This is a genomic window from Pseudoalteromonas piscicida, assembly GCF_002744175.1.
Classification (GTDB): Bacteria; Pseudomonadota; Gammaproteobacteria; order Enterobacterales; family Alteromonadaceae; genus Pseudoalteromonas; species Pseudoalteromonas piscicida_B.
Genome location: NZ_NKHF01000001.1, coordinates 1 through 21,077, shown reverse-complemented (window position 1 = coordinate 21,077; position 21,077 = coordinate 1). Strand labels below are relative to the sequence as shown.

8 protein-coding genes are annotated in these 21,077 nt (G+C 46.6%); 3 read left to right on the top strand and 5 right to left on the bottom strand.

Annotation, left to right across the window (positions count from 1 at the left end):
• Window positions 1-2 precede the first annotated feature (2 nt).
• Genes CEX98_RS00045 through CEX98_RS00035 form a run of 3 tightly spaced genes read left to right on the top strand, consistent with a single transcriptional unit; the run spans window position 3 to window position 15,351 of the window.
• Window positions 3-4,532, top strand: a complete 4,530-nt coding sequence (locus CEX98_RS00045) for an SDR family NAD(P)-dependent oxidoreductase (protein ID WP_099640105.1) — start codon at window positions 3-5, stop codon at window positions 4,530-4,532.
• Window positions 4,533-4,534: 2 nt separating this feature from the next.
• The gene (locus tag CEX98_RS00040; RefSeq protein WP_099640104.1) at window positions 4,535-7,918 is read left to right on the top strand and encodes a non-ribosomal peptide synthetase; all 3,384 of its coding nucleotides are present in this window, start codon (window positions 4,535-4,537) and stop codon (window positions 7,916-7,918) included.
• Window positions 7,918-15,351: a non-ribosomal peptide synthetase gene (locus CEX98_RS00035; protein ID WP_099640103.1), complete on the top strand. Its 7,434-nt coding sequence runs from the start codon at window positions 7,918-7,920 to the stop codon at window positions 15,349-15,351. The genes CEX98_RS00040 and CEX98_RS00035 overlap by 1 nt, the downstream gene beginning before the upstream one ends.
• A gap of 120 nt (window positions 15,352-15,471) precedes the next feature.
• Here the strand turns inward: CEX98_RS00035 and CEX98_RS00030 are convergent, their stop codons facing one another.
• From CEX98_RS00030 to CEX98_RS22745, 5 genes are all read right to left on the bottom strand, one after another.
• A complete protein-coding gene (locus CEX98_RS00030; protein ID WP_099640102.1) occupies window positions 15,472-17,658 on the bottom strand; it encodes a TonB-dependent siderophore receptor in 2,187 nt (728 codons plus the stop codon).
• 91 nt (window positions 17,659-17,749) lie between these two features.
• The gene (locus tag CEX98_RS00025; protein ID WP_099640101.1) at window positions 17,750-19,054 is read right to left on the bottom strand and encodes a lysine N(6)-hydroxylase/L-ornithine N(5)-oxygenase family protein; all 1,305 of its coding nucleotides are present in this window, start codon (window positions 19,052-19,054) and stop codon (window positions 17,750-17,752) included.
• Between the two features lie 348 nt (window positions 19,055-19,402).
• The gene (locus CEX98_RS00020) at window positions 19,403-19,819 is read right to left on the bottom strand and encodes an ExbD/TolR family protein (protein ID WP_099640100.1); all 417 of its coding nucleotides are present in this window, start codon (window positions 19,817-19,819) and stop codon (window positions 19,403-19,405) included.
• Complete coding sequence (locus CEX98_RS00015) at window positions 19,819-20,541, bottom strand: MotA/TolQ/ExbB proton channel family protein (protein WP_099640099.1); 723 nt, start codon at window positions 20,539-20,541, stop codon at window positions 19,819-19,821. The genes CEX98_RS00020 and CEX98_RS00015 overlap by 1 nt, the downstream gene beginning before the upstream one ends.
• Before the next feature lie 17 nt (window positions 20,542-20,558).
• Window positions 20,559-21,077, bottom strand: a 519-nt coding sequence (locus tag CEX98_RS22745) for an energy transducer TonB (protein ID WP_143484306.1), incomplete at its 5' end; no start/stop codon positions are given.

The following is a 21,077-nucleotide window of genomic DNA, read 5'->3' as shown; positions in this document are numbered from 1 at the left end:
GCATGACTACAGAAACTTATTCAAGCACAGATATTGCCATTGTGGGTCTAGCAGGTCGCTTCCCCGGCGCAGAGAATGTAGACGCGTTATGGGAAAATTTAAAAAATGGGGTCGAGTCAATCCAAGCGTTCACAGAGGAAGAGTTACGTAACCTTGGTGTACCTGAAGAAATGATAGCGGACCCTAATTTTGTTCCCCGCTGTGCCGTACTCCCCGATCAGGACAAATTTGATGCGTCATTTTTCGGTTATTCTCCGCGCGAAGCGGAGGAGCTGGACCCTCAGCAACGTCTGTTTTTAGAAACTGCCTGGCAGGCGCTTGAAAATGCGGGGTATAACAGTGAAAAGTGTGAATTCCCAATAGGGGTTTACGGTGGCTGTGGAGTTAATACCTATTTAATCGCTAATTTAATGCAAAGCGGTCGTTTTAGTGATCTCAGTGATATATCTCAGCTGCAAGCATTGATGAATGGTAACAATAAAGACGCGATGACCATGACGTTAGCTTACAAGCTGAACTTAAAAGGTCCTGCTGTGACCGTGCAAACTGCTTGCTCAACATCACTAGCTGCGGTGCATATGGCAACTCGGTCATTACTAAACTATGAGTCTGATATGACACTGGCAGGCGGTTCATGGCTAAACTTTTTGCATCAAGGGGGCTATATCTATCAGCCAGGGGCTATTTTGTCCTCGGATGGTCATTGCCGCCCATTTGATGCTGATTCGCAAGGAACGGTAATTGGATCGGGCTCAGGGGTGGTTGTATTAAAGCGTTTAGAAGATGCAATGGCCGATGGAGATACGGTTTACGCAGTCATCAAAGGTTCAGCGATGAACAATGACGGTAATACTAAAGCTGGCTACACCGCCCCAAGCGTGGATGGACAGGCTGAAGTTATTGCCGCAGCACTAGAAATGGCAGATACGCCAGCGGATACCATAGGCTATGTTGAAGCCCATGGTACGGGCACCATTATCGGCGATCCCATTGAAATAGCTGCGCTCACCCGAGCTTACCGGGCAGATACTAATAACAAACAATATTGTGCTGTGGGCTCGGTAAAATCTAATGTGGGACACCTCGATGCAGCTGCTGGTGTTACTGGGCTGATAAAAGCAGCGCTGAGTGTTAAACACGGACAAATCCCACCAAGCCTGCACTATAAGCAAGCCAATCCGGAAATTGATTTTGCTAACAGCCCGTTTTATGTCGCTGACAAGCTACTCCCTTGGTCAAATGAAGCCGGTCCCCGCCGTGCAGGAGTGAGTTCATTTGGTATTGGTGGCACCAATGTACATGTGGTGCTTGAGGAGCCGCCGGTTCAAAATGCGACGCCATCGCAGCGCAATTGGCAAATATTACCCCTGTCAGGGCACACGAATACGGCACTGAAGAGTCGTCGTGAGCAGCTAGCAACTTGGTTCAAGCAAGCGGACAAGCAATCACTTTGGCAAGACAGTGCTTATACTTTGCAAGTTGGTAGGAAAGGTCTAACCCATCGTGCCGTAGTGGTGGCACAAAATAGTGAACAGGCTAGCGCTGCTTTGGGCGATGATGCTAGTAAACTAAGAGTGCAAGGGCAGTTAACTACTTCAGGTGACAGACCTGTTGTCTTTATGTTTCCGGGACAAGGGTCGCAGCATATTAATATGGCCCGTACGCTATACGAGTCAGAAAAGGTATTCAAAGATGCTTTTGATCGCTGCAGAGAGGGCTTATTAGCCCATGTTGGCCAAGATATTAAAGACCTTATTTTTGTTGATGAAGCGGACGTTGAGCACGGTGCGACGCAACTAAAACAAACCTCAGTCACTCAGCCAGTATTATTTGCTGTAGAATATGCGCTCGCACAGCAGTGGTTGGCGTGGGGAGTGAAGCCTAGTGCCATGATTGGTCACAGCATAGGTGAATACGTTGCAGCTTGTATTGCAGGCGTATTTAGTCTAGAAGATGCGCTATATCTGGTCGCCAAGCGGGGCGAGTTTATTCAGGCACAAGCACCGGGCTGCATGCTATCGGTGGCGCTCTCAGAAGCCGCCTTAGCTCCTTATCTCGATACCGACAATCTTGAGTATAGAGTAGAGCTTGCCGCAGTAAATAGCCCTGAAAATTGTGTTGTTTCAGGTGCAGAGCAAGCGATCGAGGCGCTATCAAATACACTTACCGAACACGGGGTAGTTGTGCAGCCATTACATGTCTCGCATGCGTTCCATTCGTCCTTGGTAAGTGATGCTGGCGATCAACTGGGTAAGTTGATTGCACAGGTTCAGCGAAACGTCCCAAGCATTCCATTTGTATCAAATGTAACAGGCACTTGGATAACCGACCAACAAGCGACTGATCCTCAATATTGGGCGCAGCATTTAGCACAAGGGGTGCGCTTTAGCCAAGGTCTTCGCACTATCGTCAATCTTGACAATCCAGCGTCAGAAAATGGCTTAGAGCAAACCGTGTTACTCGAAGTGGGACCAAGTAATATGCTAAGTCAACTTGCCGGACGGGATGCAGAAGTAAAAGCTCAAACGAGTATTGTCGCTTCGTTACCACATCCAAGAAAAGCGCAAGAGACAGAGCGACACTTTGCCTTAGCCGTGGGGCGTTTATGGGTTGAAGGTGTAGAGATTGATTGGGATGCTTTGTACGAGCAAACACCTCATCGCGTAGCGCTACCTGTTTATCCATTTGAGCGAAAACGTTTTTGGATTGAAGCCGATGCGAACATTGTGGCACAAAACAACCATCATCCTTTGGCACCAAAACCCATTGAACACTGGTGTTACATCCCTTCATATAAACGCTCAGTACCTGATTTAACCCAACCGCTTGAATTGGGTTGTACTCTATTGTTTGAAACTAAGCACACTGCCTGTGATCAGCTCCTTGATAAGCTGTGTACACAGACTAACAAGGTGGTTCGCGTAGAGTTGGGTCTTGAGTTTCAGCAAAAATCTAATCATGAATTTGTGATCCGTGCGGCACAGTTGAGCGACTATCAACAACTGCTCGCTGCTGTTAATCAAGCTTTTGGCCCTGTTACCCACATCTTTCATCTGTGGAGTTTAGTTGCGGATGACGTAAACCTTGTTCAACAGCAGGGCATGATGAGTTTATTGACGCTCGCTCAAGCGCTTGAATCACAACAGCTAGGTCTACCAGTAAACTTGAGTGTGGTGACCCAAAGGTTGGCCGATGTGTCGGGCAATGATGAGATATTACCTGCTCAGGCTATGTTGCTGGGGCCGTGTAAAGTAATCCCACAAGAGTTTCCACACATGCAATGTCAACTGGTGGATTTTGGCACACGACTTTATGGTGATTGGATCGATTGGTTATTAGCAGAACAGCATGCGGAGGCGGGTGAAGTAGTCGCTTATCGATCTTATCATCGCTGGGTAATGGACTTTGAAGTGACGCCTAAGCCTAAACAACAAGAAGCGGTTTATCGTCAAGGTGGGGTGTATTTGATCACCGGTGGTTTGGGTGGCGTTGGCTTGGTAATGGCTGAACATTTAGCGGAGCACTACCAAGCTAAACTAATCTTACTTGGTCGCAGTACACCTTCAGAAACACAGCTACAAAAATTAGCACAATTGGAATCTTTTGGTGCACAGGTACTAGTTAAACAGGCGGATGTCGCGAACTTTGAACAAATGGCTGAGGTTGTCGCACAAGCACACCAGCAGTTTGGGCAAATAAATGGGGTGATCCATGCTGCTGGTAGCGGTGCTACATCCTTGATTAGCTCGACGGGCTCTGACTTTGTGGAGCAGATGTTTGCTGCCAAAGTTGTGGGTACGCAACATTTGTTGTCTTTATTTAGCGAGCAGCCACTGGACTTTATGGTGTTGTGTTCATCGCTTGCCAGTATTGCTGGTGGTTTGTCTAAAGCTGCTTATGCCGCAGCTAATGCCTACCTAGATGGGACCGCGCAGCAATATGCTCAGCGGTTTGCACAAACTGGTGGATATCCGGTCTTGGCGGTTAACTGGGATAGTTGGCGAGAGGTAGGCATGGCGGGTGATATGGATATGCCTGATGGAGTTGGTATCGCGCCTCAACAAGGGATTGAAATAATGGAGCGCATTCTCAGTGCGCCAGTATTACCACAAGTTGCTGTATCAACACTCGATCTTCCTGCTCGATTGGAAGCCACAAAAGGTAACTTATTAGATGCAGACTTAGCGGTAGCAGAGGCTAAACCTCGCCATGTTGGTTATGAGCGCCCTGAGTTGTCAACGCCCTATGTGGCACCTGAGGATGATTTGCAAACAGGCATTGAAGAAGTGTGGCGTGCCATGTTGGGAATAGAGCAAATAGGTATTCACGACAACTTATTTGAGCTAGGCGGCGACTCTTTAATGGGAGTGCAAATGATGTCGCAATTGAGTAATAAGTTTTCGGTCACCTTGTCACCGGCTTCCTTTTTCAAAGATCCAACTATTTTGGGGGTTGCTCGGGTGATAGAGGAAACCTTGATGCAAGAGCTACGGCAGGAGCTGATCGAAGAGTTGGCTGAGGGAGCAAATTAAGCATGTCGATCAATGCATTATTGGCAGCGCGAAAAGGCAACATGACGCTGGCGCAAAAAAAAGCCATGCTTAAACAACTTGAAGATAAGCAGCTAGTACAGTCGAGTGCGCCTGTAATTAAAAAACTGGGCAAACTCCAAGCGCCGTTATCGGCGGCGCAACAAAGGCTATGGTTTGAGTGGTTGATCAACCCCGAAAATACCGCCTACCATCTCGGTGGGGGGATGTGTTTAAGTGGCCATCTAGACAAACATGCTCTTCGTGCAAGTCTTGATCATTTAGTCGAGCGTCATGCGGGGCTACGCACCCAATTTGTTGAGGGTGAAGGAGCAAAACCTGAGCAAGTGATACTACCGACAATGAGCTTACCGCTGGAGGTAGTGGAGCTAAGCCAATTAGCTGCGGATGTCGCCACGCTACAAAACAACGATACAGAACTGAGCCTAGAGCAAGCTCAAGAGCAGGTTTACAAAGCAAGGTTAGAGCGTTTTGCAGCAAGGCCTTTTAATTTACGTTCAGGCCCATTAATGCGAATGCAGTGGTTACAGTTTTCTCCACAGCAGCATGTACTATTGGTGGTGATCCACCATATCATCAGCGATGCATGGTCGAAGAGCTTGATCATTAAAGATTTCGTCGAGTTTTATCAAAAAGCGAGTCTTGCTCAAGCCATCACTCATGACGCAAATCGACTAGATTATACTGACTTTGCTCAGTGGCAAAATGATTGGCTTAATAGCGATGCCGAGCAAGTACAGCAGCAGTGGCAGTTTTGGCAGCCGCGACTCACAGGGTCATTGCCAGTGGTTGAGCTTGGTGTGACGCACCAAACAAGCAAAGCATCTCGAGCGGATCAACTCGTCAGTCAGTTACCCTACCAGTTGGCAGAACAAGTGATGCAATTTGCTCGTGAACAAGGAGTATCTCTATTCGCTGTGTTATTGAGTGGGTATCAGGCCTTACTGCACAGATACACAGGGGAAGATGAGCTGATAACAGCGGTTCCAGTGGCTAATCGCAATCAGTTTGGCAGCCATAATGTGGTTGGTTTTTTTGTCAATGTGCAGCTTATGCACTTGTCTGTTTGTGGTGAGTTAACGCTACAGCAGCTGCTGAGTAACTGTGCACAGCAGGCATTAGCAATCCAAGCGCATCAAGATATTCCCATCGACTCATTAATGAAACGCTTCCAACCTAACTTGCAGGGCACAACGCCTTATCAAGTGATGTTCAATCACCTAAAAGATAGCAGCAGTGGCTTAGCACAATTGCATGGCGTTTCGTTGACCAATTATTTTAGTTTGACTCAAGGAGTCATGTGCGACCTCGCGCTAGATTCAACAGAGCTAAGTGATGGTGGCGTGCAATTGCAATGGACTTATGATGGCAATAAACTTTCAGCGGAATGGATCTCCACCTTTAATGAGCAATATCAGTCACTTCTGCGTACTTTTTGTCAAGCTCCACAGACTCAAATTCGCGATCTTTCACTGATGAGTGCTGAACGGAAAAAGGCTTTAGCGGTGCTTGAATCTGGCGGTAAAACATCAGCAAACTTACTTAGCGTGCCTCAAGCATTTGCGCTTCAAGCACAGAAAACCCCTGACGCGATTGCGTTAAGGTTTACGGGCGAGTTTGTCACCTATGCAGAATTACAGCAACGGGTAAATCAATTAGCACAGTATTTGGTGGCACAAAATATAAGCCATGAGTCAAAAGTGGCATTGCTATTTGAGCGTAGCATTGAGATGGTGGTGGCAATGCTGGCTACGCTTCAAGCGGGCGCGGCTTACGTACCAATCGAGCCTCAACTGCCCGAGGCACGCTTACACTATATTATTGAACAAAGTGCCTGTGCATGTATCTTGAGTCATGCTCCTGTAAAAGCGCAGCTGGCAGAGAGTATCTGCGCTCAAGTAACATGGCTTGAGCACTTAGAGTTAAGCGCTTATCCAACCACAACCCCCGATGTGACAATCCATTTAGATAACCTAGCTTATGTGATTTATACCTCGGGCTCGACGGGGAAGCCTAAAGGAGTTGCTTGTGTGCATCGTGGGGTCGCTAATCGCTTGGCTTGGGGGCAAACTCGCTACCAGCTTCAAGGTAACGATAGGGTTTTGCAAAAAACGCCATTTGGCTTTGATGTTTCTATTTGGGAGTTTTTCTGGCCGTTAACGCAAGGCGCAAGCCTAGTGTTAGCAGGTCCAGAGCAACACAAAGAACCGACACAAATTCGTCAACTTATTGAATCTGAAGGTGTGACGGTTTGTCACTTTGTCCCCTCCATGTTGCAAGCATTTATGACGGGGATAAGCAGCTCACGCGAAGCGCTGGGTGGAAAAACCTTATGCCCAAGTTTACGGCAAGTATTTACGAGCGGTGAAAAGCTAACCCAGCAAACCCAGCAGCAGTTTTTTAACTATTTTGAACAGACTGCACTGCACAACCTTTATGGACCGACAGAAACAGCGATAGAGGTTACAAGCTGGCAGTGCCACCAGCAAGATGACGTAATTCCAATTGGTAAACCTATCTCTGGCGTACAAGCTTATGTATTGGATAGCGCACTCAATCCAGTGCCGATAGGTGTAGCAGGAGAGCTATATCTTGCCGGTGAATGCTTGGCGCGCGGTTACTTATCTAGACCGGATCTTAGTGCCGATCGTTTTGTCGCGAATCCATTTGCCGATAGCAGCAGCCAAGGCACGAGAATGTATCGCACTGGCGACAAGGTAGTTTGGAATGAGGAAGGTCAACTTGAGTTTTTAGGTCGCTTAGATCAGCAAGTGAAGATCCGTGGTTTGCGGATTGAATTGGGCGAAATAGAGAGCCAACTAAGGCAATTAGCAAATGTAGTTGATGCTGCGGTGTTAGTGAAAAGTAGTGTTGGTGGCGAGCAATTAGTGGCATATGTAGTTTTGGCAAATGACACTCAATTTGAGCCTGATACGCTTAACACCCAACTCACTGCTCGGTTACCGCAATATATGATCCCCAGTGTGTTTGTGCAGCTCGAAAAGTTGCCGCTCACCGTTAACGGTAAGTTAGACCGTAAAGCTTTACCTGAGCCATCGTTACAGCAATTTTCAACGTTTGCGGCACCACAAGGTGAAATTGAAAGTGGACTGGCCAAGATATGGCAGCAGGTGCTGCAGCTTGAAAAAGTCGGACGTGACGATAATTTTTTTGCACTTGGCGGACATTCTTTACTTGCGGTGGAAACCCTGAGCCAAATCCAAGCACAATTTGGCGTAGACATTGCTGTGCGGGACGCCTTTGCAAGTCCAGTGCTTAAAGACTTAGCCGCAATTATTTCAGCACAAACAAACCCGGAGCAAGAAGGTGCCTTGCTCGACTTAGAAGCATTTATGGAGAACCTATAATGAGCAGTGAGGTCATCCAACGCATTGCTGAGCGCTTTCACCAGTTACCTCAAGAAAAACGTCAGTTGGTATATCAAAAGGTGCAAGCTGATGGGCTGAACATGCGTCAGTTTCCTGTTTTACCGTTTCATCACTCAGCTGAGGCAGCTGAGCTGTCTTATGCACAGCAACGTCAATGGTTTTTATGGCATTTAGACCCAGACAGCGCAGCGTATCATATCTCAGGGGGCTTACAGCTCGAAGGTGAGGTAAACCTGAGGGCGTTGACTCGTGCCTTTCAGCTATTAATCGCTCGTCACTGTGCACTTCGTACGCAATTTGTACAAGTTGACACTGAGGTAAAGCAGCAGGTGCTACCAATCGAAATTGCCAATGATTTTCAGGTAGAGGTAGGTGCGGGTGATAACATTGATGCGGTGCGTCAGCAATGGTTAAACACACCGTTTAATCTAACCCAAGGCAACTTAATTCGCGTGGGGTTACTCACGCTTGCACCAAACCAATATCAACTGGTGGTGGTATTGCATCATATTATTGCCGATGGTGGTTCATTACAGATTTTAGTGGGAGAATTTGCTGCGCTGTATAGTCAATTGCTTAGCGCTGAAATCGCACCAGGGGATTTATCGAGCCAGCTGGCTCAATCAGCGCTACCGACACTGAATATTACCTACGGTGATTACGCCAAATGGCAAAAGGACTGGATGACAGCGGGGGAGCTTGAGCGTCAGCTAGAGTATTGGCAGCAAAAGCTTGGTGACGAACAGCCTGTGCTACAGCTAAAGGTGGATAATGGTTTAGCCCAAAACTCAGAGCAAGGTAGTGCTCGCGGTGCATCACACGTATGGCAATTACCACAGAACTTAACGCAACAGCTTGGTACTTTTGCCACCAGCCAGCAGGTTTCTCATTACATGGTATTGCTGACGGCATTTCAGATATTGCTACAACGATATACTGGGATGGAGCAGATCCGTGTCGGTACGCCAATCGCTAACCGGCAACGAGCTGAAGTCGCTAATTTGGTTGGCTTGTTCGTCAACACCCAAGTGCAAGATAACCGCTTTGACAGTCGCACTTCATTGCAACAGGCGTTAGCTAAAGTGAAGGCTTCCACACTTGAAGCACACGAGTATCAAGATTTACCTTTTGAGCAATTGGTTGAAGCCCTGCAGCCCGAGCGAAGTAGCGAGGTGCATCCGTTATTTCAGATATTGTTTAACTATCAATTTGGTGATTTAAGCCAATTACAACAGTTGCCAGGGCTCAAAGTCGGTGAATTGCCTGCAACCACAGGAGAAGTGCAGTTTGAGTTAGTGTTAGATGTTCTTGAAAACCGAACCGGCGCTTGCTTTTTGACCTTTACTTACGATCAAAAAGCCATCTCCACACGACGCATCGTTCGTATGAGTCAGCACTTTGAGCGGGTGCTGACTGCATTGATCACAGAACCGACTATTGCCATCGGTGATATTAACTTGCTCGATGATAGCGAAACGCAGCAATGGCAGCATTTGGGACTGAATCAGCAACTTGAAGACACAACTCCAGTCCAACAAAAATTTAGCCGTTTGGCTGACATCCAGCCAGAAGCTGTGGCAGCGGTATTTGCAGATTTAACGTTGAGCTATCGACAATTGGATGAACGTTCAAACCAGCTTGCACAGCACCTTCAAAACCTGAATATTGGTCATGAAGATAGAGTCGGTGTGGCGCTAAAGCGGAGCATGGACACAATAGTCACGTTATTGGGCGTCTTAAAAACCGGCGCTGCATTTGTGCCCTTGGACCAAGATTATCCGGCTGAGCGACTGGCTTATATCGCAGATAATAGCCAGCTCACCGCCATTGTCACTCACCCTGATGCGCAGTCTAAATTAACCCAGGTGCTGCAAGATACTCAGCACACGGACAATTTAACCTCAGTACCTGTTGTCAACTTAGCGCAAATACCATGGCAAACACTGTCCAATCAAGCGCTAGAAGTGGTTATTCATCCTGAGCAATTGGCCTACATGATTTATACTTCCGGCTCCACAGGTCGCCCAAAGGGGGTTGCGGTCAGCCATCGTGCACTGAGTAACTGCATGGCATGGATGGCAAGACAGTATTCTCCACAACCGAAAGAAGCGGTTTTGCACAAAGCCGCTTTTGGGTTTGACGTGTCTTGCTGGGAGATTTTCTTCCCTCTGAGTGAAGGGATGTCGGTGGTGGTTGCAAAACCTGGTGACCAACGCGATCCTATCGAGCTGAAGCGCCTAATTCAGCATCATCAGGTGGCAATTACCTCATTTCCACCTGCTTTATTGCAGGCCTTTATCGAGCTACCTGATGTGGCTGAGTGCACCTCGCTGCGGCATATCATGTGTGGCGGTGAAGCCGTGCCTGCTGAGTTATTCCGTGATACCTACCTGGCACTGCCTGATGTTGTGATGAACAACCTGTATGGACCCACAGAAACCACAATTCATGTAACCCACTGGCCTTTTATTAACGACAATAGAAGTTTGGCTCCTATTGGCCAAGGTATTTCACAAACCCATACCTATATTTTAGATACTAGTTTAAACCCCGTGCCTGAAGGTGTGACCGGAGAGTTATACATAGGAGGCATACAACTGGCCAGAGGATACTTTGCTCGACCAGATTTGACCGCGGAACGCTTTGTTGCAGACAGCGTGTTAGGTAATGGCCAGCGGATGTACCGCACAGGCGATTTGGCGCGATGGAATCAAAATGGTGAGATAGAATACCTTGGTCGTAGTGATGACCAAATACAGATCCGAGGGTTTCGTATTGAGCTGGGTGAAATTGCCGAGCAGTTAAGGCGCTTACCTCAAGTGCGTGAAGCCAAAGTCTTAGTTAAACAGTTGGCTACAGGAGATAGGTTGGTCGCGTATGTAACAGGTAATATTCAAGACGAGCAGCAATTAGCTCAAGCGCTTGGTGAAAGCATTCCGGATTACATGATGCCCAATGCGTTTGTAGTGTTAGATAAAATGCCACTGACCGCGAACGGAAAGGTAGACAGCAAAGCTTTACCTCAACCGCAGTGGGCAAAAGCGCAAGAATACAGCGCACCGATAGGTGAGGCTGAAACCTTGGTTGCCGATCTATGGGCTGACCTACTAGGTATGGAGCGAGTGGGCAGAGATGACAATTTCTTCTCGTTAGGTGGACACTCACTGTTAGCGATTAAGTTGGTAGAACGCGCCCGCAAAGCTGGCTGGCAAGCACAAGTGAAAACTTTATTCAGTCAACCTGTGCTTAAAAACTTCGCAGCTGCCCTTAAGCCCCACCGCCAGGATACGGCGTTAGAGGTTGCCTGGTCTGGGATTGCTACGGATACCACCACTATCACTAGCGATATGCTGCCATTGGTACAGCTGGATAACAACCAGATAGCCAAAGTCGTCGAGCAAGTAGACGGAGGGGCACAAAACATCCAAGATATTTATCCGCTGGCGCCGCTGCAGACGGGCATTTTATTCCACCATACTTTGCAAGAAAAAGGCGATGCTTACATTACGCCTAACCTATTACGTTTTGAAAGCCGTGCACAGTTGATTGCATTCATCGATGCGCTTAACCTTGTTATTGCCCGTCATGATATTCTGCGGACAGCCATCTTTTGGCAGGGTCTGCCCGAGCCTGTGCAAGTTGTGCAGCGTCAGGCCAAAGTTGAAATCAAATGGTTAGATTATGCCTGTGACGCGCCACTAGTTGTTGATGAGGCAGGCTTAACTGAAGCTGCAAGACGTTTAAATGAAGCCGTAGACCCAACCCACTTTAGGCTAAACACACAGTGTGCACCTTTAATTGCCGCCATCGCTATTGCCGAAATGCAAGGCGAGACGTGCTGGTTGCAACTGCCGAGCCATCATTTAGTGATGGACCACACCAGCTTAGAAGTACTTGTCGAAGAAGTGCAGATGATTTTAGCAGGTAATGCCGCGCTACTGCCAGAGCCTGTACCATTTAGACGTTTTGTGGCGCTAGCGCAGCAAAACCCAGAGGCCGAAGCGGAGCAAACTACGTTCTTTAGTGAATTATTAGGGGACATAGAAACGCCAACCGCGCCATTTGGATTGTTAGATATTAAGGGCACAGGTGAGGACATTCTAACGCATGAAACTGCCGTGCCTGATGCATTGGCAGCGCAAGTGCGCCACCTTGCCATAAAACAAAACACCAGTGCCGCGGCGATATTCCACCTAGCTTGGGCGATGGTGCTACAAAAACTGACCGGATTAAATGATCCGGTGTTTGGCACGGTGATGTTTGGCCGCTCACAAGGTGGAGAAGGCGCCGATAGGGCTGTTGGCATGTTTATCAATACATTGCCGATCCGTTTTCGATTGCGCCAAGCAGATCTTAAATCAGGGTTGCAGCAAGCGCAGCAGCTGTTAACTGCACTTATTAGCCATGAAAGTGCGAGCTTATCCAAAGCACAATCTTGCAGCAACGTAGCGAAAGGAACGCCGCTGTTTTCGACGCTGTTGAATTATCGCTATAGCCCAAATGCGCACAAACATGGTGATTCGAAAAAGCTCTATGTAACCGAAGACGGCTGGCAAGTGTTTGGCGGTGAGGAACGCACCAATTACCCTATAGGAATTTCTATTGACGATGCTGGCGATGGCTTTAACATCGTGGCGCAAACATTACCAAGTGTGGAACCTGCACAATTGTGTGGCTATTTACTGAATGCTTTGACTCAGCTTGTTGCAGAGCGGGCACTAAAACAGCTAGGTGACTGGCAAGCGTTGACTGACAATGCGTGGCAAACACAGCGCTTGTGGAGCGAAAACACCACCAAAGAGAACACTCAACAAACGGTTTATCGCTTATTTGAAGCACAGGTACAAAAACAGCCTGGCGCCATCGCCGTGACATTTAAAAACAGTCATGTGAGTTACGCTGAGCTTAACCAACAAGCAAACCAGCTGGCGCATTATTTACAATCACAAGGTGTGGGTATAGAGAGCCGAGTCGCTGTGGGCATGTGGCGTAGTGTTGAAACCGTGATAAGTCTGTTGGCAATCATGAAAGTAGGTGCCTCGTACGTACCACTAGATTTAGATTATCCAGCGGAGCGTTTGCAATATATTGTGGCATCTAGTGGCGTACAGTTGTTATTGACTCATGCCGAAGGGGTAGATGCGCTGCCGCCATTCCCTGAGCAGATCACGCAGTGTGTTTGGCAACAGATAGACTTAACGCCATACAGCCAAGATAATCTCATTGTCGATGCTCACCCTGAGCAGCTAGCTTATGTGATTTATACCTCTGGCTCGACGGGACGACCGAAAGGCGTGGCTATTAGTCACCGCTCACTGGTTAGCTGTATGCAGTGGATGCAGCGCGAGTATCAACTTACACGGGAAGATGCGGTGTTACATAAGGCGCCGTTTGGCTTTGATGTGTCTTGTTGGGAGCTATTTTTCCCACTGAGTCAAGGCGGCCGCATTGTGGTATCTGAACCCGGAGATCATAAAGATCCAGACAAGCTAATTGCACTTATAAAAGCGCAAAAAGTAACAACAGCGAGCTTTGTACCAACAATGTTACAAGCTTTCATTGAGCAAACTAACCCCAATGAAGAGAACCATTTACGTAACATTATGGTAGGAGGAGAGGCTGCGCCACCGGAACTTCGTCAACGTATGTTCGCCGCGCTGCCAAATGCCAAGGTGCATAATTTATATGGCCCAACAGAAACCACAATTCATGTGACCAACTGGGAGTTTACGCAAGCACCACGAACCACAATTCCAATCGGTCGTGCTATCTCAAACACCAGTTGTTATGTACTCGATGAATACTTGACGCCGGTTCCTCAAGGGGTAGTAGGTGAGCTATATTTAGGTGGAGTAGGGTTGAGCCGGGGTTATCTTAACCGCCCTGACTTAACCGCAGAGCGATTTGTTGCCGATCCGATATCCGCATCAGGTGGTCGCCTTTACCGTACCGGTGATTTGGTGCGTTGGAATAAAGAAGGGCTGATTGAATATATGGGTCGACTTGATCACCAAGTTAAGATCCGAGGCCTACGTATTGAGCTTGAAGAGATTGAAGCTCAGCTTGCAAGTATTAGCGGTATTCAAAAAGCCGTTGTATTGGCAAAGCCTTCGCCGTCAGGCGAGCGTTTAGTCGGCTATGTGCAGTCTCAACAAGTACAGTCAAGTGATGAGCTAAAAAGCATCTTAGCTAAAGTCTTACCTGACTATATGGTGCCAAACAGCATTTTGAGTCTTGAGCGTTTGCCACTTAGCCCAAATGGAAAAATTGACCGCGACGCATTACCGGAACCGGTCTGGCAAGATAGCGGAGAGTTTGTTGCCCCAATAAACGACATGGAGCAAAGTGTGGCGCAAGTCTGGTCTGAGGTTTTAGGAATCCATAATATCAGTCGTTTTGCTAATTTCTTTACGCTGGGTGGTGATTCTATCGCGTGTCTAAAAGTGGTGTCATTGATGCGCCAACGTGGTTTTGAAATGGCGGTAAAACACATGTTTGAAACTGCGGATCTGAGCCAGTTAGCCTTGCAGTTGACTGAGTTGCAAGGCGCTACAGGCTCTGGAAATACACTTTGTAGCGAGCCTATTATCGCACTGAATCAAAAATCAGCCGCTGCAAGTGCGCTATTTTGCTTACATGATGGTTTTGGTAAAGTGCTGGACTACACCACTTTGGCAAGGCATCTCGATGGCAAGTGTACGGTGTACGGGCTGACTTATCAGCCTGATTCTTTAACCGGGCAAGCTGCTGATTTATCTGCGCTGGTGGCATCGCATCTAAGCGAAATTCGCAAAGTGCAAGCTCGCGGACCTTACCGTTTATGTGGTTGGTCTTTAGGTGGCGTATTGGCGCACGCTATTGCCGCTGAGTTAGAACAACAAGGTGAGCAGGTAGAGCAGCTGCTTTTACTTGACCCTTACTCGCCACCTAATGCAAGTGCACAGCGCTCAACACCGGCAGAGCAAATAGGCCCAATGACGCAGCTACAAACCTTCTTCAGTTTGTTACTGAGCGAAGAAAGTGGGTCTGCCTTGTTACAAGACGTTGAAATACAAAGTACGTTAGCTGAATGTTCTGCTCAACAGCAGATATCAAGTGATGACATTCAAAAGTTGATGCAGCAAGTGTTTGAGCACCCAAGGACGGAGTTTATGACGGGTTACGGACAGTTAACGGTTCAAGACTTATACCATTTATATCTGGCCTTCCAACCGCTATTCTTGGCTGCTGTCAATATTGAGACGCTGCCTGTATACACCGGTAAGGTTGAACTATTTTGGATGAAAGGTCGAGAGCAAGCGCACAAAGCATGGTGGTACGAATGGTTGAATAGCCAAAGTGTTTCGTCTCACGACTTGGATGTTGGGCACTTCGCGGTGGTTAAAGAGCGCACCGTATTAGAGCGTGTCTAGCTAAGTTTAAAAATAAAGCGGCTGTAAGCCGCTTTATTTTTATCTTTAGGTTTGTCTTTTGCAAATAAAAACGGCGCTGAGTAGCACCGTTTTTATGGGAATTAATTTAATTGCTATTACTTACCATTGGTAAGTTGCAGTTAAAGCAATGTTTCGACGATTGCCATAGGAGCATGATGTCGCGCCACATGAAGCGATAACCTTTTTGTCAGTTAGGTTACGTACGTTCAATGCAAAGCGCCATTGTGCTAGGTCATAGCTTGCCATGGCATCAAATAGGGTATAACCCTCTACTGTTTTAGGGGCTTTTTCACCAGTACCTTTGTTACTGCCTGTGTAGCGTGCTCCTAAGCCAATAGTAAAGTTATCTGTAAGCTGGTAGTCACCCCAAATATTTAGCTGGTGTTCGGATACGGCTTTATCTTGTTTACCTATCTCCTCAGCGATCCCACTTTTGGTGACTTCAGCTTTAGGAATAAATGCATATGAAGCCGTTAAGTTCATTTTGTCAGTTGGCTGGACAAATGCATCAAACTCTACACCACGCACTACCACGGCACCTGTTTGCTTGTAGCCTGCAGGCTCGCTTGTCCATACCCATTGTGTAAAGTCACTACGCTCAATCTCGAATACCGCAGCACTGTAGCTTGAAGTGGAGTCTTTAGGCTGATAGCGCAGACCAGTTTCATATTGTTTGCCAGTTTCAGGTGAGAAAGGGCGTGCTGTTGCGGGATCAACATTGGTTGTTGGGGCAAAAGATTCCGAATAGCTAAAGTATGGAGCTAATCCATTGTCCGCCAAGTATACAACCCCAGCACGGGCACTAAACTCACTATCGGTGCGTACAGAAGTCGGGTCAACTTGACCTTCAAGTGTTTCGTTCTTTAACTTTGCTTCATCCCAACGACCTGCCAAAGAAATGATGATTTTTTCATTGATCTTAATTTGATCTTGAATGTAAACACCAAACTGCTCTAGTTTTGAAACCCCTTTAATATTGGGTTCAGGTTGCAGTACTTCTGAGCCATAGGTTGGATTAAAGACATCAAGATCGGCCAATACCCCACCATATCGTGCTCTTACTTCGATTTCGGTGTCTTGATAGTCGGCTCCAATCAGTATGGTATGTTCAACGTTGCCGAGCGTAATGTTACCAATTAAATGTGTATCGATAGTTGCGCCGGTTACTTTTTCTTTACTAGATAGCGGAGTACGGGCTAAGTAACGGAAGTTTTCTGGTGCGCTTGGGTTTTCAGGATTTTTCTGAGCCCATTTACCCCAAATAACACCATAGTCAACATCGAACTCGGCATAGCGTCCGTGTTGTTTGATTTGCCAATTATCATTGAAGTGATATTCGCCTTTATAACCGACTACCCACTGTTCTTGATTGTAACGGTTGAAGTCGGGCTCGCCAATTAGGGTTGAAAATGGAATTTGGCCATTAGGGTTTGGTAAGATGGTTCCTGTAGTAGGGTATGCATGCCAAGCTGCACCAGATTCAATGTCATAGTATTGCGAGTAGAAGGTGATTTTGCCTTGGCTGTTTGGTTGCCAAGTCATTGATAGTGCGAGGTAGTCGCGATCGTTTTCTAATGGCTTTGTGCTCAAATCAGACTTTTTGGTGAGGCCTGTAACGCGATATAAGTATTCGCTGTCATCATCAATTGGGCCAGACATATCCAACGCGAATTGCTTTAGGCCATTATTACCAAGCTTTAGCTGTAGTTCATTTTGTGAAAATGGTGTTGGCAGCTTACTGACTAGGTTTACCACACCACCAGGACCATTTTGACCGTAAAGTACAGAAGCTGGGCCTTTCAAGATTTCTATTCGCTCCATGCCATAGCTTTCGGTTTGCCATAAGCCCCAGTTACCACTGTTGCGGATCTGCAAGCCATCTTGATAAAAGCCCGGCGCGTAAGCGTCGAAACCACGAATGTATAACCAATCATATTGCGGTAAATCACCCCACGGCGCAGTATTCACACCAGCGGTATAAGATAGCGCTTCAGTGACTCGCGTGGCACCAATTGCTTCAATCTTGTCTGCAGTAACCACATTGATGGTTTGTGGCACTTCGATGATGGCAACATCGATTTTTGAACCGGTTGCACTTCGGCGGGCGTTATATCCTTCAACCGGACCGGTTGCTGTTTCCTGATCAGCGTCAGCACTTACCGTAACCGCTTTTAACTTACTCGGTGAATTATCTTCTGCGTATGCGGTTGAAACCAGCGTTAACCCCATAATTGCAGCAGCAATTGGTGATAGAGTTAGCCGTTGGCTTGAGCGTTGTTGTTTCACAAAGACTCCTTATTATTTTTGAGAAGCAGATTGGTTTTTATAATGAAGTGATTGACTCAAGCACCTATCAATCACTAGGTTAAATCCGACGTTAATCGATTAGTGCTACGTTGTCGGTTATGTCAGGTGTTGAAGTGGACTTCAATTGCTTCAATACCTCACCGATTTCTTGGCTACGTACTGCCAAAATAGATAACAAGGTGTCGCTTAATCCATGAGAGCTTTCACAGGCGCCTTGCAAGAAAATATTAGGCTTAAAGTTTTCCGTACTTTGAATGCGATAATCTCGTCCTACACTGAAATCTCCTAGGTACTGAGATAAGGGGGCGAGCAAGGTTTTATGTTGATCTCGCACATAGCCCGTTGCCAATACTACGGCATCGTAGGTACATACTTTAGTGTCGCCTGTTTTGCGGTTTGTTAGCGTTAAATGGACACCGTTTTCGTCCGCATCAACTGCTGCGACTTCCGTGCTTGAAAGAAAGCGGTGGCGATAGTGGCTACGTACTTTTTGTTCGTAAAATACGCCGTAAATTTGTTCAATAAGCGGTAAGTCAGGGCAGGCGTAATTCGTCTGACGATATTCTTTTAAGAAGGCTTCGCGCTCGATATCTGATTTAGAGAAAACCTTATCGGTATATTCTGCGTTGAAGATTTCATTGACAAATGGACTATCATCCGATGGTTTAATAGAGTTTGCACGAATAACAAAGTCGACTTGATTGTCATCTGCACGACCGTGCAAATCCATAAATATTTCGGCTGCACTTTGGCCTGCACCAATGACGGCAATTTTCTTAGCCGTTTTATTTGCTTCAATAGCCACTTTGTAATCATTACTGTGGAATACTCGGTTATCGCCAGCTAGCTTTCTAAATTGTTTAGGTATATATCCACCACCGCCAATGCTGACGACTAAGTTCTCTGTCTCAACTACTTTTTCCTTTCCATCAACATCTCTAGAGTGCACTTGTAATGCAACAACGTGATCATTTTCTAAAATCGGTTGAACATCAAATGCGGTTTCGCCATAGTTAGTTTGGTCTTTAAAGTGCGAAGCAGCCCAAGCTAGATAATCGTTAAACTCATGGCGGCTTGGGAAAAATGTTTGCAGGTTAATAAAATCTGCAAGACGATTTTTTTGGTGTAAATAATTAATAAAAGTGAACTCACTTTTAGGGTTTCGAATCGTGACTAAATCTTTTAAAAAAGATATTTGCATGTGGGTGTTTTCAAGCATCATATTTTTATGCCATGAAAACTCAGGCTGACGTTCCATGAATAAAGTATGTTTTGTCCAGTCAGTTAAACCTTGTTCACGAAGTGAGATTGCCAGTGCAATATTGGAAGGTCCAAATCCAATACCGACTAAAGAAAAGCGAGATGGGGTGTTCATACTTAATCCTCACAGTTACAGCTAGCTACTGTTATTTGTCGTAGAGCCTAGCCGGATGTCACAGAGCGGCAGGCCACTATTCATTGTCAGAAGCTCAACTAAAAATCATGTTTTGGAATAGACGACCGGCACTTTATTTTATTTAAATATTTATGAAATTAATTCGTATTCACTCTTAGTGGGCTTTTGCTATGCCTTGTTATGGAGAAAAAGCGTTTAACATTGCTAGCGTCAGATTGAATTCCTGCAATTGCGCCTATATCGAGTTAAATTGATAGCACGCTAGGGCGGCGACACACAAATGTGTGCCGCAATCAGTGTTAGTCTGTTAAGTAGGGCGACGAAGTACTATTCCGTCTGGGTAACAAAATTCAATGAGTTAACTCCTGATTTTTGTGCCATAGCCATCACTTTAACAACGTTTTCATAAGGGACTTTAGCCGCACCTTGCAACTGAATTGGTGGTTGAGGAGACTGCATCGCTACCTCTGCTAGTTTCTGCTCCAGTTGGGCTAATGTAACACTTTGGTGTTGCCATTGAATGTCGCCATTAGCCTGCACAATGACATCAATGCTATCGGGAACGACCTCTGAGCTGGTTTCTTGCTGCGCCGCTTTAGGCAGCTCAACTTCGATAGATTGCGTAATAACAGGCATGGTGATAATAAAGATGATCAATAATACCAACATGACATCCACAAGGGGCGTCATGTTGATTTCTGCCATGACTTCATCATCGTCTTCAAACCCTTGACCAAAAGCCATTATTTTCCTCCTACGGACTTAAATATAGGGCGTTTTGAGTTTGCGCTTGGTGCCGAACCCATTAGTAGAAATGCATGTAGCTCATGAGCAAAGTGGTTTAATCTGCTAGCGATGCGCTTATTTCCACGCGTGAGTGCGTTATAGCCCAACACGGCTGGGATTGCGACGGCAAGGCCAAATGCTGTCATGATCAACGCCTCACCCACAGGACCTGCGACCTTATCTATGCTTGCTTGGCCGCTCACACCAATGCTAATTAGCGCATGGTAAATTCCCCAGACAGTTCCGAACAAGCCGATAAATGGTGCCGTCGCACCGATCGATGCGAGGATCGCTAAATTGCTTTGTAGTTCTGATTTGCTTTCATCGATTGAGGTGCGCAAGCTGGCTGTTAACCACTCAGCAATGGGTAAGTTGCCATGTAAGTCTTCTTTATGTTGCTCATGGTGAGCTTTAGCATGCATACCTTCATGTACAAGTGCGCTAAAAGGGGTGTCTTGGCCTGATGGGGTTTCTAATAGTTTTATTCCAGATTGCACATCTTGGGCATGCCAGAATTGCTTTGATCCAGCCAGAGGCTGTTTTAGTCGATATAGCTTTATACCTTTAACGAGTATGACGCACCAAGTTGCGATAGACATAAACAGTAGACTAAACGCTACTGCTTTGATGATGATATCGCTTTGTGCCCACATGGCTGCGATTCCGTATGGGTTCTCCATGACTGTTCCTTAATTTATTAATTTAATGCAAAATTGACAGGCTGTAGATACCAATAGCCAATAGCCTGTCCGTCTTGAGTTGCTGGCTGGTATTGCCAGTGTTTAACCGTTGCTCTGGCGGACTGATCAAGTCGGCTATGGCCACTTGATTCATGTATTTCTATTTCAGAAACACTGCCGTCTGCCTCAATATAAATTTTCAATAAGACAGTCCCTTGCTCTTTAAACTTACGGGATAGCCTTGGATAAATAGGGTCAGGGTTACTCAGAGCATTAGCATCGCTCATATGTGGTAGTACTAACCCAGGCGGTAAACTAGGATCTTGAGGAGCCTCAGATGTTGCTGGTGTCTGATTGGTGTTGTTTTCTTTTGAGCTATCAGCACTTGACTGAACTACTGGTTCAGGCTCTATCACTGGTTCAGGCTCTACAACTGGTTCAGGCTCTACAACTGGTTCAGGCTCTACAACTGGTTCAGGCTCTACAACTGGCTCAGGCTCTACAACTGGCTCAGGCTCTACAACTGGCTCAGGCTC

Coding starts and splice junctions, on each gene's coding strand:
- CEX98_RS00045 (WP_099640105.1), top strand. CDS start 3: ATGACTACAGAAACTTATTCAAGCACAGATATTGCCATTGTGGGTCTA.
- CEX98_RS00040 (WP_099640104.1), top strand. CDS start 4,535: ATGTCGATCAATGCATTATTGGCAGCGCGAAAAGGCAACATGACGCTG.
- CEX98_RS00035 (WP_099640103.1), top strand. CDS start 7,918: ATGAGCAGTGAGGTCATCCAACGCATTGCTGAGCGCTTTCACCAGTTA.
- CEX98_RS00020 (WP_099640100.1), bottom strand. CDS start 19,819: ATGGCTTTTGGTCAAGGGTTTGAAGACGATGATGAAGTCATGGCAGAA.
- CEX98_RS00015 (WP_099640099.1), bottom strand. CDS start 20,541: ATGGAGAACCCATACGGAATCGCAGCCATGTGGGCACAAAGCGATATC.
- CEX98_RS00025 (WP_099640101.1), bottom strand. CDS start 19,054: ATGAACACCCCATCTCGCTTTTCTTTAGTCGGTATTGGATTTGGACCT.